The sequence below is a fragment of the Pseudooceanicola endophyticus genome (genome assembly GCF_018760365.1).
Lineage (GTDB): Bacteria > Pseudomonadota > Alphaproteobacteria > Rhodobacterales > Rhodobacteraceae > Pseudooceanicola > Pseudooceanicola endophyticus.
In genome coordinates this window covers 18,729-33,885 of sequence record NZ_JAHIAB010000013.1, presented here as the reverse complement: position 1 = coordinate 33,885, position 15,157 = coordinate 18,729, and the positions used below count along the sequence as shown (strand labels likewise).

Annotated in this window: 14 protein-coding genes; 8 read left to right on the top strand and 6 right to left on the bottom strand. The window is 66.2% G+C overall.

Annotated features, from left to right (window positions below; genetic code table 11):
• Window positions 1-50: 50 nt before the first annotated feature.
• The 6 genes from KM176_RS19685 to KM176_RS19660 form a co-directional block, all read right to left on the bottom strand.
• On the bottom strand, window positions 51-1,271 hold the full coding sequence (locus KM176_RS19685) for an ABC transporter substrate-binding protein (protein ID WP_160895603.1): 1,221 nt from the start codon (window positions 1,269-1,271) through the stop codon (window positions 51-53).
• A 66-nt stretch (window positions 1,272-1,337) separates the two neighbouring features.
• A complete protein-coding gene (locus KM176_RS19680) occupies window positions 1,338-2,090 on the bottom strand; it encodes an SDR family NAD(P)-dependent oxidoreductase (protein ID WP_160895604.1) in 753 nt (250 codons plus the stop codon).
• Window positions 2,091-2,119: 29 nt separating this feature from the next.
• Window positions 2,120-2,848 carry an SDR family NAD(P)-dependent oxidoreductase gene (locus KM176_RS19675; protein ID WP_160895605.1) on the bottom strand — a complete coding sequence of 243 codons (729 nt, stop codon included), beginning with the start codon at window positions 2,846-2,848 and terminating at the stop codon, window positions 2,120-2,122.
• The gene (locus tag KM176_RS19670) at window positions 2,845-3,690 is read right to left on the bottom strand and encodes an ABC transporter permease (protein WP_160895606.1); all 846 of its coding nucleotides are present in this window, start codon (window positions 3,688-3,690) and stop codon (window positions 2,845-2,847) included. The genes KM176_RS19675 and KM176_RS19670 overlap by 4 nt, the downstream gene beginning before the upstream one ends.
• 3 nt (window positions 3,691-3,693) lie before the next feature.
• The gene (locus KM176_RS19665; protein ID WP_202397914.1) at window positions 3,694-4,605 is read right to left on the bottom strand and encodes an ABC transporter permease; all 912 of its coding nucleotides are present in this window, start codon (window positions 4,603-4,605) and stop codon (window positions 3,694-3,696) included.
• Complete coding sequence (locus KM176_RS19660) at window positions 4,602-5,624, bottom strand: ABC transporter ATP-binding protein (RefSeq protein WP_311136175.1); 1,023 nt, start codon at window positions 5,622-5,624, stop codon at window positions 4,602-4,604. Before KM176_RS19660 ends, KM176_RS19665 begins: the two co-directional genes overlap by 4 nt.
• 289 nt (window positions 5,625-5,913) lie before the next feature.
• Between KM176_RS19660 and KM176_RS19655 the strand changes: the two genes are divergently transcribed.
• The 8 genes from KM176_RS19655 (at window position 5,914) to KM176_RS19620 (ending at window position 15,157) form a co-directional block, all read left to right on the top strand.
• A complete protein-coding gene (locus tag KM176_RS19655) occupies window positions 5,914-6,912 on the top strand; it encodes a GntR family transcriptional regulator (protein WP_160895607.1) in 999 nt (332 codons plus the stop codon).
• Window positions 6,913-7,310: 398 nt separating this feature from the next.
• Window positions 7,311-8,054 carry a gluconate 2-dehydrogenase subunit 3 family protein gene (locus KM176_RS19650; protein ID WP_160895608.1) on the top strand — a complete coding sequence of 248 codons (744 nt, stop codon included), beginning with the start codon at window positions 7,311-7,313 and terminating at the stop codon, window positions 8,052-8,054.
• Window positions 8,055-8,083: 29 nt separating this feature from the next.
• Window positions 8,084-9,856: a GMC family oxidoreductase gene (locus KM176_RS19645; protein WP_160895609.1), complete on the top strand. Its 1,773-nt coding sequence runs from the start codon at window positions 8,084-8,086 to the stop codon at window positions 9,854-9,856.
• 13 nt (window positions 9,857-9,869) lie between these two features.
• Window positions 9,870-11,147 carry a cytochrome c gene (locus tag KM176_RS19640; protein ID WP_160895610.1) on the top strand — a complete coding sequence of 426 codons (1,278 nt, stop codon included), beginning with the start codon at window positions 9,870-9,872 and terminating at the stop codon, window positions 11,145-11,147.
• Window positions 11,148-11,191: 44 nt separating this feature from the next.
• Window positions 11,192-12,262 (top strand): ABC transporter substrate-binding protein, encoded by a 1,071-nt coding sequence (locus KM176_RS19635; RefSeq protein ID WP_311136176.1) that lies wholly within the window; start codon window positions 11,192-11,194, stop codon window positions 12,260-12,262.
• A 65-nt stretch (window positions 12,263-12,327) separates the two neighbouring features.
• Window positions 12,328-13,137: an ABC transporter permease gene (locus tag KM176_RS19630; protein ID WP_160895611.1), complete on the top strand. Its 810-nt coding sequence runs from the start codon at window positions 12,328-12,330 to the stop codon at window positions 13,135-13,137.
• Window positions 13,134-13,946: an ABC transporter permease gene (locus KM176_RS19625; RefSeq protein ID WP_160895612.1), complete on the top strand. Its 813-nt coding sequence runs from the start codon at window positions 13,134-13,136 to the stop codon at window positions 13,944-13,946. The genes KM176_RS19630 and KM176_RS19625 overlap by 4 nt, the downstream gene beginning before the upstream one ends.
• Before the next feature lie 50 nt (window positions 13,947-13,996).
• Complete coding sequence (locus KM176_RS19620; RefSeq protein WP_160895613.1) at window positions 13,997-15,157, top strand: acyl-CoA dehydrogenase family protein; 1,161 nt, start codon at window positions 13,997-13,999, stop codon at window positions 15,155-15,157.

Here is a 15,157-nt window from a genome sequence, read left to right as displayed (position 1 = left end):
GGGAATGCTGGGGTCGGGGCGGCGCGGATCGCCCGCCGCCCCGCCGGGGATCAGGCGTTCAGGAACTCGTCCCAACGCTGGATCAGGTGGTCGTATTCATCGGGCCACTGGTGCCAGTAGGCGACGTTGGAGGCGCGCTCTTCCAGGGAACCGCCATCGCGCAGATCGCCGGGGTTGATGCCGTTCTGCGCCTCGCCCTTCCAGGGCTGACCCTCGTACCAGAAGGCATAGGCGTCGGGATCCATCGCGTCCTTGATGTTGGTCGAGGGCGAATAGTAGCCCTGCTCGGTCACGATGATGCCGGGTTTGCCGGACAGCCAGAAATCGGCATAGGCGATGACGGCCTCGCGGTTCGGGGTGCCCTTCAGCATCGAGGGCCCGATCGCCCAGGCGCGGTAGCCTTCCTTGGGCGTCGCGTATTTCGCCGGCTTGCCCTGTGCCTTCACCGCCATGACTGCCGGCTGCCAGGCGTCGCAAACCACCATCTCGCCCGAGGCCATGAGGTTCACGAGTTCGCCGAAATCGCCCCAGAGCGCGCGGAACTGGCCACCCTTCTTCTTCGAGATCAGGAACTTGGCGGCCTCGTCGATTTCCTTCACCGTCGGGTTGCCGGGGTTCTTCGCATCCAGCAGCCCGAGGGATTTCATCGCCAGGATGGCCTGGCCGATGGCGATCAGCGGATCGACGTTCAGGCCCGACTTGCCCTTCCACTTGTCGTCGAAGATCGCGGTCCAGGTGTTGGCCTCTTCGTCCGACAGGACCTCGGGATTGTAGCCGATGGAGTCGTAGTTATAGACCGCCGGCACCATGTAGAGCTGGCTTTGCGCGTCATCCGCCCAGATCTGCCCCGAGATCTGCGCCTTCGGGCCCCATTTCGGGTCGGCCTTGGTGAAGGTGTCGCGGATCGAGGCCCAGTTGCTGATCGAAGCCGCCGGGATGGTCTCCACGTTGTCGGTGGCGATCAGGGCGGGCAGACGCTCTCCGATGATTTCCCAGCAGTCGTAATCCGAGGAGCCCGAGAGGATCTTGGTCTGGGCATCGGGGTAGGTCGAGGGCGTGCCCGACACCGACCCGACGCCGGACTGCGCCTTGAACATCTGCAGGATGCGGTCCTGCACGGTGGTCGAAAGCCCGGTGGTGCGCAGCGCCTCGTCCGAGAGGTTGGCCGCATAGGCCATGCGCGCCCAGGGGTGCAGGCCCGTGCCAAGCGCCGCAGCCCCGGCGGCGGCACCGTATTTCAGGAAGGAACGTCTGTTTGCTGTCATCGACATGCGGATTTCCCTGTTGCTGGAAGGATGAAAATGGGGGGTGTTGGGTCGCCCCTGGTCTTGGGCCGCTCAGTAGCGACCGGGGGTCAGCCCGCCATCGACCGTCACCACCTGACCCGTCAGGTAGGAGGCATCGGAGGAGGCAAGGAACCTGATGACGCTGGCGATCTCCTCCGGGTCGCCAAGGCGCCCCATCGGGATGTAGGGAGAGGCGATATCCGCCGCGTCCGGGCCAAGGCTGTGGCCGGGGTTCAGAAGCTGCGCGGTGCGGATGTAGCCTGGCGCGACGCCGTTCACCCGGATGCCGCGCCCGGCATATTCCACCGCCAGCCCCCGGATCATGCCGATGACGCCGGATTTCGCCGTGGAGTAATGCACATGCTCGTCCCAGCCATAGGCAGTGCCCATGATCGAGGAGAGGCAGATGATCGAGGCGCCCGCCTTCATCGCCGGCAGTGCCGGGCGGATCACCCGCATCATGCCGTAAAGGTCGACATCCAGCGTCTCGTGCCATTTCTCGTCGGTCATCTCCGACATCGGCACCCGAAGGGCGATCCCGGCATTGGCGACGATCACGTCGATACTGCCGAAGCGGGCGTTCAGATCGGCGACCAGTGCATCGGCATCTTCGGTCGAGCGCACGTTGAGGGGTTGGAATTCGGCGCTGCCACCGGCGGCGCGGATCGCCTCGGCGACGGCGCGGCCCTCGGCTTCAAGCACATCGGTGACCACCACGTGATCGCCATTGGCGCCGAAGGCCAGCGCGGCGGCCCGCCCGATGCCGATACCGGCGCCGGTGACCAGAACAGTTCTCTTGTCCATTTGAATGTCTTTCTTCTTTCCGAGGGGGCTCAGAGCATCACGTCGCCGGAGTTGGGCCCCAGCGTCTGCCCGACAAAGAGCGCGGCATCGTCCGAGCACAGGAAGGCGACGCTGCCCGCGACCTCGGCCGGGGTGCCGAAGCGGCCCAGGGGCAGTTCCGCGCGCTTGGCGGTTTTCCAGTCTTCCGACAGGGCCTCGACCAGGGGGGTGTTGATCGGGCCGGGGGCCACCGCATTGACCCGCACGCCACGGGCCGAAACCTCGCGTGCCAGGGATTTCGTCATGCCGATGATGGCGGCCTTGGCACCGGCGTAATGCACCAGCTCGACCCCGCCGATCTGCCCCAGCTGGGAGGCGACGTTGACGATGATCCCCTGCCCCGCCGCCAGCATCGCCGGCAGGCAGGCGCGGGTGCACAGGAAGGTGCCGCGCACATGCACCGCGAAGATGCGGTCGAAGGTCTCGGGCGCGATCTCGAGGAACGGGGCCTGGTGGCCGAAGCCCGCGTTGTTCACCAGGATCTTCGGTGCGCCCAGATCGGCGGTGACGGCGGCCAGCATGGCGTTTACGGCGGCGGCATCGCTGACATCGGCGCCATAGGCCCGGGCGGTGCCGCCGGCGGCGGTGATCTGGGCGACGGTGGCGGCGGCCCCCTCCTGCGTCAGGTCGTTGACGGCGACGGCATGGCCTTCGGCGGCAAGGCGCAGGGCGATCGCCGCCCCGATGCCAGAGCCCGCTCCGGTGACAAGGGCGCTCATCCGTTGTCCTCCTGGCCGGCAAAGCGTGCGGCGCGGTTGGTGAAGCGCTTCATCAGCAGGCCGTAGATGACCAGCAGGGTGAAGCTGAACAGGGTGGTCAGCACGCCGAAGGCGAAGATGTTGGGATGGATCTCGACCGAGAAGGTGCCGTAGATCGCCAGCGGCAGCGTCAGGTCGCGACCGGCGGTGAACAGGGTGCGGGCGAATTCGTCGTAGCTGAGCGTGAAGCTGAACAGCATGGCCGAGAGCACGCCCGGGAAGATGATCGGGAAGGTCACCCGCCGGAAGGTCTGGGCCGGGCTGACACCCAGCGACAGGGCGGCCTCTTCCACGGTGCGGTCGAAGCGGTTGAAGATCGCCAGCATCACCAGGAAGGCGAAGGGATAGGTGTAGACCACGTGCAGCACGAAGGAGGTGCCCCACCAGGCCCGGCTGATGCCCAGCGTGCTCGACAGCAGCGCCATGCCCAGGCCCACCAGCACGCCCGGCACCATCATGCCGAGGATGATCAGGTAGAAGGCCGGGCCCGACCCCTTGAAGCGGGTGCGGAAGGCCTCGGCGCTCATTACGCCCAGCACGGTCGAGACCACGGTGGTCATGAAGGCCAGGGTGATCGAGCGCAGCAGGCTGTCGCCGACCGGCAGCTGCGCCACGCGGGAGGCCTCGCTCAGCCCGAGAAGCTGCTTGTACCAGTAGAGCGACCAGTCCTGCACCGGGAACTGCGGGCCGCCCTCGGGGCCCTGGAAGGACAGGATCGTCAGCACGATCATCGGGCCGTAGAGGAAAAGCAGGAAGGCGGCGGCGTAAAGGCCCAGGGTCGGGCGGAGAATGCGGGATTCCATGGCTCACATTTCCTTTCGCAGGTCGACGATGCGCAGGGCCAGCGCGATGACGGCGGTGATGATGAGGGTCAGCACCACGCCCGCGACCGCGGCGAAGGCCCATTTCAGAGAGCCCACCTGGCTGACGATGATGTTGCCCAGCAGGTTGACCTTGCGCCCCGAGAGCGAGGCGGCGGTGGCGAATTCGCCCAGCACCATGACCGAGACGAAGATCGCGCCGACCATGACGCCCGGCAGCGACAGCGGCAGGATGATGCGGCGGAAGATGGTCCCGAAGGAGGCGCCCAGATCGCGCGCCGCCTCGATCACCGAGGGGTCGATGCGACCGATCATGAAGGTGACCGGGCCCACCATGAAGACGCAGTAGATCTGGGTCATGCCGACCAGCACCGAGAATTCCGAGAACAGCAGGAAGGTCAGCGGCTCGTGGATCAGGCCCAGCTTCATCAGGATGGTGTTGATCGCGCCCTCGGTGCCCAGCATCGGGCGCCAGGCGATGACGCGGATCAGGAAGGAGGTCCAGAACGGGATGACGCAGGCGACCAGAAGCGCCGTCTGCAACGTCTTGTTGCGCACAAACAGCCCGATATAGAGCGCCACCGGGTAGCCGACGATCAGCGTGGCCGCCAGCACGATGGCCCAGACCCGCAGGGTGGTGCCGATGGCGTGCAGGTAGGTGGCGGAGCCCAGGAAACGTTCCCAGCTGGCCGTCGTCAGGGTCGAGTTCACCGAAAAGGTCGTCTGCGTCCAGAACGACACATAGACCACCATGCACATCGGCAGCACCATGAAGAGCGCCATCCACAGCAGCCCGGGGCTGAGCAGCAGCCAGGCGCGGCGGCGGTCCTTGCGTTCACGCAACTGCGCCGGAGAGGTCTCTGTCGGCATCGGGCTGTCGGTCGAAAGGGCGGTCATCGGGCGGCTCCGGGAAACTGGCGCGCCGTCTGGGGCGCGAAATGCAGGTCGTAATCCTGGCCCTCGACCAGGTCGGGAAGGCGCGGCTGGCTCAGGTGATCGGTGACCTGAAGCAGGCTGCCGTCGGCGGCGCGGAAGAAGGACAGCGCGGTCGGACCGTTGAATTCCCCGGCCAGGAACCTTGCCGGCAGCCGCAGATGGGCGCCCGGCGCCTGCCCCGGCGCGCTGATGTCGATCTGGTCGAAGCGCACGCCCAGCTGGCCCGCCCCGCCCCCGGCGCAAAGCCCGGCATCGAAGATGTTCCAGGCGTTCAGGTGGCGCGCGGCCTGGGCATTCGCAGGCTCGGCGAACAGCCGTTCTGGCGCATCCGCCTGCACGATCCGCCCGCCCGAGAGCACCGCGACCCGGTCGCCCATGGTCAGGGCCTCGGTTTCCGATCCGGTGACATGCAGGAAGCTGACGCCCAGCCGTTCGCGGATCGCCTTCAGCTCGTCGCACATCCGGGCCCGCAGGTTGGCATCAAGCGCACCCAGCGGTTCGTCCAGCAGCACGATGCGCGGCTCGCAGACCAGGGTGCGTGCCAGCGCCACCCGCTGACGCTGCCCGCCGGAGATCGCGCCGATGCCGCGATGGCCAAAGCCCTTCAGCCCCACCAGCTCCAGCGCCGCCTCTGAACGCGCGCGGATTTCCTCGTTGTCGGTCAGCGGGTTGGCGGCCCGGTAGCGCAGCCCGAAGGCGACGTTCTGGGCCACGCTCAGATGCGGAAACAGGGCGAAGTTCTGGAACACGAAGCCGATGTCGCGCTGATGCGGCGGCTTGCCGTCCAGCCGCGTGCCGTCCAGCGCGATCTGGCCCGCATCGGGTTCCTCGAAGCCCGCGATCAGCCGCAGCAGCGTCGTCTTGCCCGAGCCCGAGGCCCCCAGCAGCGACATGTAGGTATCGGCGGGCACTTCGAGGCTAAGCCCCTCCAGGGCGACGGTCTCGCCATATCTGCGGCTTACTTGCCTGACTGTCAGCACGGTGCGCTCCCTGATTAACGATTTTTTTATGCAAACATCGATTCTGCCGCGCGGACCAAGTTCAAAATGATCTTTGCATCAAGAAAACCGTTAACGGATCTGATTTTTGTGATATTATAACAAAATATAGCCTAAAAATAGGTCGCTTCGTGAAGGATGGCCGCGATTTTCGGCAGGATGCCCGGGTGGGCCCGGCGACTCAGAAACGATTTTTGCGTACAGATGAGAAAGCCATTCCCCCCGAAGTCCGGGGTGCCTATTCTGCGCCCAGGTTTCAGAAGGGATAGCCATGGCCAGGTCCGCAGCAGCGCAGGAGCCCGAAGACCACGACAAGCGCGCGACGCTGTTCGAGACGGCGGCAGAGCTGATCCGCCACAATATCGCGCTCGGGCTGCTCTATCCCGGCCTCGTGCTGCAGGAGAGCGCGCTTTCGGAACGCATGGACATGTCGCGCGCCACCGTGAAGCGCGCGCTGGAGATGATCGAGGCCGAGGGCCGCATCCGGCGCTTTTCCGGGCGTGGCTTTCTGGTCTGCGGCTCCGACAGCCCGCGCCGCGAGGATCTGCGCCAGATCGAGATGGACCTGACCAGCCTCGACGACAGTGTCGGCAAGCCGAACTGGCTGCGCATCTACGAGGATGTCGAACGGCACGTGACCCGCTGCCCGGTCTTCGGCCGCTACCGGATCATCGAGGCGCTGGTGGCCGAGGAATACGGCGTCTCGCGCACCATCGTGCGCGACGTGCTGGGCCGGTTGCAGGAACGCGGGTTGATCCAGAAGAACCGCACCTCCCGCTGGGTGGTGGAGCCGCTGACCTCGCAGATGATCAAGAACAAGTACCAGCTGCGCGCCATCCTCGAAGTCGCGGCGCTGCGCTCGGCCGAGCTGCGCTATGACGACCTGCGCGCCCTGATGGACGAGATCAACAGCCTGACCCCCGACGCGGTGTTGAGCGCGCGGCAGTGGTTCGCCCTGGACCGCCGCTTCTTCGAGACGGTGATCCTGGCCACCCCGAACGAGGATCTGGGCAACAGCGCCTCGGGCAACCGGCTGGCGCTTGAGGCTTGCCAGGCGGCGCTGTTCGCCCTTGGCCTGCCGCCGGACACCCAGTCCCTGCTGGAGCTGGGCCAGGTGGTGGAACTGGCGCTGTCGGGCTCGATCCCGGCGGCGGCCAGCATGCTGTCGACACATCTGGAAAAGGCGCGCGACCGGATGATCGCGCAGCTGAAGATCACCGCGATCATCGAACCGCCGCAGGATTTCCCCGCCTATCTGCAACTGGCCTGAGCAATCGGGCCCCTTGCGACGACCGCGCCTGCTGTCGCCCCTGCGGGCGCGCGATAGTGCGGCGAAAGGTCCCGTCAAATGCCGATGCGGTCGATAATTCTCGACCGCGCATTTGCATGACAATCCAAAGAAATCCCGTTCCCTAATTCCAAAGTATAATTAATATATCAGTTGCATGGACCTAGGCTGGCATGAGTTTCCGGCCACGTGGCGTCCCTTGCGGATGCCGGGCCCCATGCACGAATTCGAGCGGGCCCGCCCCAGGACCCGCATTTCCGAGAGGTACAGATGGCTGTCTGACCGTCCCGCACGCAGGCCGACTGCGCGGGCGAAGGGTCTGCCTGTGCGTCCGGGCCAGGCCGCGACTCCGTCCCCTCCCAGCCCCGAAGGAGCATTGCATGACACGAAAATCCGGTTCCAGCTTCGGGAGGCGCGGCTTCATGCTGGGCACCGCCGCGATCGCCAGCGCGGCGGCCCTTGGCGTGCCGTTCGAAAGCGTCCGCGCGGCCACCGTGCTGGACCAGGCCGCCCCCGACCTGGCCAGCTATACTCCGGGCTTCTTCACCGATGCCGAATTCCGCCTGCTCTGCGCGATCACCGACCGGCTGATCCCCGGTGATGGCGACGGAGAAAAGATCGGCCCCGGCGCGCTTGAGGCGAACGTGCCGGTGTTCCTCGACATGCAGATCGGGGGTGATTACGGCCAGGACTGGTACCTGAAGGGGCCGTTTCCGAAACGCCCCAGCCCGCTGATGGGCTACCAGATGCCCTACCTGCCCTCCGAGGTCTATCAGCGTGGCCTCAAGCTTTTTGCCGATGCCGCCCAGGCCGCCCATGGCAAGGCCTTCGAGGACCTGAGCGCCGACGAGCAGGACGCCTTCCTGAGCGACGTGCAGTCCGACAAGGTCGATTTCCTGGCCATGGGAGAGGATTACCTGAGCGGTTCGAACTTCTTCGGCCAGCTCTGGAGCGACACCAAGAACGGCTACCTCTCGGACCCGATGTACGGCGGCAACAAGGGCATGGGGGCCTGGATCATGATCGGCTACCCCGGCGCCCGCGCCAGCTTCCGCGAATGGGTCACCCAGCACAACGTCCCCTATCCGCTGGGTCCCGTCAGCGTCCAGGGCATGCGCGCCTGAGGCGCGGCAACGGTTAAAGGAGATAGCACATGGCTATTGTGAATGACGAAGTCGACGCCGTTGTCGTGGGCCTGGGCTGGAGCGGATCCATCATGGCGATGGAACTGGCCCGAGCCGGCCTGAAGGTGCGCGCGATCGAGCGCGGCCCGGACCAGACGAGCGAGGATTTCGCCTATCCGAAACCCGCCGACCAGTACGGCTACGACAAGCTGTACAAGGTCTTTGCCAAGCCCGCGAGCGCCGCGGTGACGGTGCGCCACGACACCGGCGGCACGGCCCTGCCGACCCGGCAGTGGGGCTCGTTCTGCCCCGGCAACGGCGTCGGCGGTGCGGGCCTGCACTGGACCGCGGTGATGCTGCGCCCGACCCCCACCGACCTGAAGCTGAAGACCTATGCCGACGAGGTCTATGCCCCCGGCCAGCTGCAGGAAGACATGCAGGTGCAGGATTTCCCGGTCACCTGGGACGAGATGGAGAAGCACTTCGACTTCTTCGAGAAGGTCTGCGGCCAGTCCGGCACCACCGGCAACCTGCGCGGCGACATCCAGCCGGGCGGCGACCCGTTCGAGGGCCCGCGCTCGAACCCCTACCCGCTGCCGGCGCTGGAAGACACGCTGAACTGCTCGATGTTCCGCGAGACCACGACGAAGATGGGCTACCACCCGTTCTCGAACCCCTCGGCCAATGTCTCGCAGGCCTGGACCAACCCTTATGGTCAGAACATCGCGCCCTGCAACTACTGCGGCTTCTGCTCCAAATATCCCTGCCTGAACTATTCCAAGGCCTCGCCGCAGACGACGATCCTGGACGCGCTGAAGCTGCACAAGAACTTCGACTACAAGACCAATGCCGAGGTCACCCGGGTCGAGCTGCACGACGACGGGAAGACCGCCAAGGGCATCACCTATGTCGACGAGACCGGGCAGGAGGTGTTCCAGCCCGCGAAGATGGTGTTCCTGTGCTCGTTCCAGTTCCAGAACGTGCGGCTGATGCTGCTGTCGGGGATCGGCACGCCCTATGATCCGATGACCGGAGAGGGCGTGGTGGGGCGCAATTACGCCTTCCTGTCGAACGGCGGCGTGAGCATGTTCTTCAAGGACAAGGAGTTCAATCCCTTCGCCACCGCCGGGGCCACCGGCGTCATGTTCAACGACGTCTCGCCCCGCGCGGGCTTCGAGGACGGGGTGAAGCACGGCTTCCTGGGCGGCGCCAAGATCCATTCCTCGCAGTCCAACGGCAATCCGATCGGCACGCCCCTTCCCGAGGGCACCCCCGGCTGGGGCATGGGCTGGAAGAAGGGGATGCGCGACTGGTACGGCCACCACATGAAGATCTCGATCACGACGACCTGCATGTCCTATCGCGGCAACTACGTCGATCTGGATCCCACCTACAGCGATCACCTTGGCAACCCGATGGCCCGGATCACCTTCGACTGGAAGGAGAACGAGCTGAAGCTGCAGCAGTACCTCAAGGACATCTGCCTGAAGATCAAGGACCAGCTGGGGCCCGACAGCTACCATGCCAGTTTCCTGAAGATGGACAGCCAGTACGATCTGCGCCCCTATGTCTCGACCCACAACGTGGGGGGCGCGGTGATGGGCGATGATCCGAAGACCTCGGCGCTGAACAAGTACCTGCAAAGCTGGGACTGCCACAACGTCTTCGTGCCCGGCGGCAATGCCTTCCCGCAGAACTTCCAGGCCAACCCGACCGACATGATCGGCGCGCTGACCTACCATGCGGCGGCCAAGATCGTCTCCGACTACGTGAAGTCCCCCGGCCCGCTGGTCCAGGCCTGAGAGAGGTGCCAAGATGCTGAAGCTTTCCCTTCTGTCGCTGGCCGCCTCCGGCCTGATCGCGGGCGCCGCGCTGGCCCAGGACGGCACCGACCTGGTGCAAAAGGGCGCCTATGTGGCGCGGCTGGGCGATTGCATGGCCTGCCACACGGCGCCCGGCGGCAAACCCTATGCGGGCGGCCTGCCGATCAAGAGCGATCTGGGCACGATCTATGCGACCAACATCACCCCCGATCCCGACGCCGGGATCGGAAAATACTCCGAGGCCGATTTCGCCCGGGCCCTGCGCAAGGGCGTGCTGCCCGACGGCAGCCATCTCTATCCGGCGATGCCCTATCCCTCCTATGCCAAGCTGAGCGATGCGGATGTCCATGCGCTCTATGCCTACCTGATGCAGGCGGTCGCCCCGGTGTCCACCCCGGCGCCGGAAACCCGGCTGGGCTTCCCCTTCAACCAGCGGTGGGGGATGATGTTCTGGAACACCGCCTTCGGCGATGCCGTGGGCTTTGCCCCCGACCCCGATCTGACCGCCGAAGAAAATCGCGGCAAGTACATCGTCGAGGGGGCAGGCCATTGCGGCAGCTGCCACACGCCGCGCGGCATCGCCATGCAGGAAAAGGCCTATGACGGCGACAGCGCCGCCTACCTCTCGGGCGGAGAGCTGAACGGCTGGGACGTGCCCGCCCTGCGCGCCGATGGCAGCTCCGGTGCCGGTATCGCGGGCTGGAGCACGGCCGAGATCGCCGATTACCTTGGCAAGGGGCGCAACGACCGCGCCGCCGTCGGCGGCGAGATGACCGCCGTCGTGCAGCACAGCACCGGCCACATGAGCAATGCCGATCTGAACGCGGTCGCGGCCTACCTGAAGACGCTCAGCCCGGCGCCGGCGCCCTGGACGCCCAAGCCCGACAGCGCCGCCCGGGCCACCACCGCCAAGCTGACCGCCGCAACGGACCTGTCGACGGGCGCACGGCTTTACATCGACAGCTGCGGCGCCTGCCACTTTGTCAACGGCAAGGGCGCGAAGGATATCTTCCCGCAGCTTGACGGGGCCTCGGTGGTCAATGCCGACAGCCCGACCGGCCTGATCCACACGATCCTTGCCGGGGCGCAGACGCCCTCGGTCGAACGGGCGCCCTCGGTCAACCTGATGCCGGGCTTCGCGGCGCGGATGGACGACAAGGAGGTGGCCGAGCTGGCCAGCTTCCTGCGCGGCGCCTGGACCAACGACGCGGGCGCGGTGACGGCGGACCAGGTTGCCAAGGTGCGCGCAGGGCTGGACAAGGCGCCCTGAACCGGCGCGTTCCCGGGCAGGCGGCATGGGCGGGGCCCCTGCCCGTGCCGCTTTCTGCCGCCCGGGGCCAGATCTCGCGCCGGCAGATGCTCCAGGGGGCGGCCACGCTTATTGGCAGCAGCGCGCTTGGCCTTGGCACCGCCCGGGCCGAGACCTCCCAGCTGGTCTTCGTCAACTGGGGCGGTGATGCCCTGAAGGCCATGGACGCGGCCTTCGGCAAGCCCTTCACCGCAGAAACCGGCATCAAGGTGCTCTACGACGGCTCCGGCCCGACCGAGGGCGCGATCACCGCCCAGGTGCAGGGCGGCCACCCGACCTGGGACCTGGTGGATGCCGATCCCTTCTCATCCGAGGCGCTCGGAGAGAAGGGCATGATGACGCCCATCGACTACGACATCGTCGACCCGGACAAGCAGCGCCCGGGATTCCAGTGGAAATACTCCTCTTCCTGCTACTTCTATTCCTACGTCATCGCCTACGACAGCACGCAGTTCGACACCGCGCCGACGTCGATGAAGGATTTCTTCGACACCCAGAAATTCCCCGGCAAGCGCGCCATGTACAAATGGGGTGCCGGCATGTGGGAGGCCGCGCTGCTGGCCGATGGCGTGGCCCCCGCGGATCTCTATCCCCTCGACCTTGAACGCGCCCATGCCAAGATCAAGGGCTTCAAGGAGCATATCGGCGCCTTCTGGGGCGGTGGGGCCGAAAGCCAGTCGCTGCTGCTGAACGGCGATGTCTCGATGGCGCTGATCTGGAACACCCGCGCCATGCTGCTGGAGAAGGACACCGAGGGCGACATTGCCTTCACCTTCGACGACGGCATCGTCGGCCCCGGCGGCATCGGCGTGCTGAAGGACAATCCCGGCGGCAGCGAGGCCGCGATGCGCTACATCGCCGCCACCCAGGACCCGGAGCGCCAGGCCAAGCTGTTCGAGCTGCTGGGCAACGGCCCCAGCAACCCGGCAGCCGATGCGCTGATCCCCGGAGACCAGCAACACCTGAACCCGATGGACCCGGCCAACCTGCCCCGGCAGACCGCGCTCGACACTGACTGGTACGCCCGCAACTACGGCGACGCGCTGAACGCCTACCTCCAGATCATCTCGGCCTGATCCGCCCATCCCCGCCATTGCCGCCTCCGCGTCCAAGGGACCGGAGGCGGCCGCAAGGAGCCCCCATGCGCGCCGCCCTCTTCCTCATCGGCCCGGTCCTGCTGTTCCTAGGGCTGAGCTACCTGCTGCCCTTCCTGGGCATCGTGGAGCTGAGCTTTACCGACCCGCAGCCCGGCCTCGCCCAGTACCAGAAGGTGCTGACCGACCCGCTGACCCTGTCGGTGATCGCCCGCACGCTGCGGCTCTGCATCCTCGTCACGCTGGTCTCGGTGACAGCGGCCTACGTGATCACCCTGCTCTGGGTGCGCGGCTCGCCCCTGGTGCGCAGCCTGACAGAGCTCTGCATCATGATCCCGTTCTGGCTGTCGATCCTCAGCCGCGCCTTCGGCTGGCTGGCGATGCTGTCGAACCGGGGCCTGCTGAACAGCTGGATGAAGCACCTCGGGCTGATCGACAGTTCGCTTCAAATGACCCGGAACGAATTCGCGGTGGTCGTCGGCATGGCCCACTACCTGATCCCCTTCGCGATCTTCCCGCTGGCCACCGCCATGCGCAACGTGGACGAACGCGTGCTGACCGCCGCCGACGGCATGGGCGCCTCGCGGGGCCGGATCTTCTGGCAGGTCTTCCTGCCGATGACCCGCAGCGGCATCCTGGGCGCGACACTTCTGGTCTTCGTCTTCTCCATCGGCTTCTACGTCACGCCCGCGCTTCTGGGTGGCGGGCAATCGGTGCTGATCGCCGAGCTGATCTACCTCTGGATCTTCCAGATCCCGCAATGGGGCATGGCCGCCGCGATGAGCGTCGTGCTGATGCTCGCGGTGGGGGGCATCCTCTATGTCCTGATGCGCCGCTACGGGGAGATGGCCAAATGAACCGCCTGCGTCCCGGCCTCGTCGCCACGCTGCTGGCCTCCCTTGTCGCGCTGTTCCTGCTGATGCCGCTGATCGCGGTGGTGCCGGTCAGCTTCACCGCGCGGCGCTACCTCAGCCTGCCGGACGGGCACTGGTCCTGGCGGCACTACGAGGCCCTGTTCAGCGATCCCGACTGGGGCCACAGCCTGCTGACCTCGCTTCAGGTGGACCTGCTCGCCAGCCTTCTGGCGGTGATCCTGGCCACGGCCTTCTGCATCGGCATCTGGATGCTGCGCCCGCGCCTGGCCGGGCTGATGACCGGCGTCGTGCTGCTGCCGATGGTGGCGCCGCCCGTGGTCTCCTCGCTGACGCTGTATTTCTTCCTGACCAGGCTGTCGCAATGGAACAGCATCATCGCCTACGACAAGCTGGGCGGCGTGGTGGTCGCGCATATGGTGATGATCGTGCCCTATGCGGTGGTTGTGCTGATGGTCGCCCTCAGCCAGGTGGACCGCCGCATGGACCTGGCCGCGCAGTCGATGGGCGCCAGCGTGCCGCGCCGGATCTTCGGCGTGATCCTTCCCAACCTGCGCTTCGGGCTGCTGGGCGCCTTCTTCCTGTGCTTCCTGCTGTCCTGGGACGAGATCGGCGTGACCCTCTTCGTCACCTCGGTCGAAACCATCACCCTGCCGCGCCGCATGTGGATGGGCCTGCGCGACAATGTCGACCCGGCCATCGCCGCGCTCTCGGTGATCCTGATCCTGATCGTCACCGTCATCGTGGTCCTGCGTGCGCTGATCCTGCTGCGCCGGGCCCGCAAGGCCGGCTGATCCCAGAACCCCTTCCCGATCCCCCCTTTAAATTGACACGAGGGTGAACCATGCATTTTGGCCTGACCAATGAGCAGGAGATGATCGTCTCCACCGTTCGAAGCTTCGTCGAGAACGAGATCTACCCCCATGAAGCCCTGGTCGAACGCCAGGGCGAGGTCCCCGCCGAGATCGGCGCCGAGATCAAGCGCAAGTGCCTGGAGCTCGGTTTCTACGCCTCGAACTTCCCCGAAAGCGTCGGCGGCCCGGGCCTGAGCCATGTCGATTTCGCCCTCGTCGAACGCGAGCTGGGGCGCGGTTCCATGGCGCTGACGCATTTCTTCGGGCGCCCGCAGAACATCCTGATGGCTTGCAAGGGCGAGCAGATCGAAAAGTACCTGCTGCCGGCGGTGCGTGGCGAACGCATGGATGCGCTTGCGATGACCGAACCCGATGCCGGTTCGGACGTGCGCGGCATGAAATGCCAGGCGGTGCGCGATGGCGGCGACTGGGTGATCAACGGCTCCAAGCATTTCATCTCCGGCGCGGAGCATGCGGATTTCGTCATCGTCTTTGTCGCCACCGGCGTCGATGACACGCCCCGCGGCCCCAAGAAGCGGATCACCTGCTTCCTTGTCGACCGCGGCACCCCCGGTTTCGAGATCGCGCGCGGCTACACCTCCGTCTCCCATCGCGGCTACCAGAACAGCATCCTCTACTTCGACAACTGCCGCCTGTCGGACGCCCAGGTGCTGGGCGAGGTCGACGGCGGCTTCGACGTGATGAACGAATGGCTCTATGCCACGCGGATCACCGTCGCGACCAACTCGGTCGGGCGGGCGCGCCGGGTCTTCGACCATGCGCTTTCCTATGCCGCCGAGCGCAGGCAGTTCGGCCAGCCGATCGGCAGGTTCCAGGGCGTCAGCTTCCAGATCGCCGACATGATCACCGAGATCGACGCCGCCGACCTGCTGACCCTCTCTGCCGCCTGGCGCCTGGACCAGGGGTTGCCCGCCAACCGGGAGATCGCCTCGGCCAAGGTCTATGCCTCCGAGATGCTGGCCCGCGTTACCGATGCCGCGCTGCAGATCCACGGTGGCATGGGTCTGATGGACGAACTGCCCATCGAACGCTTCTGGCGCGACGCCCGGGTCGAACGGATCTGGGACGGCACTTCCGAGATCCAGCGCCACATCATCAGCCGGGAACTTTTCCGGCCGCTGGGCGCCTGA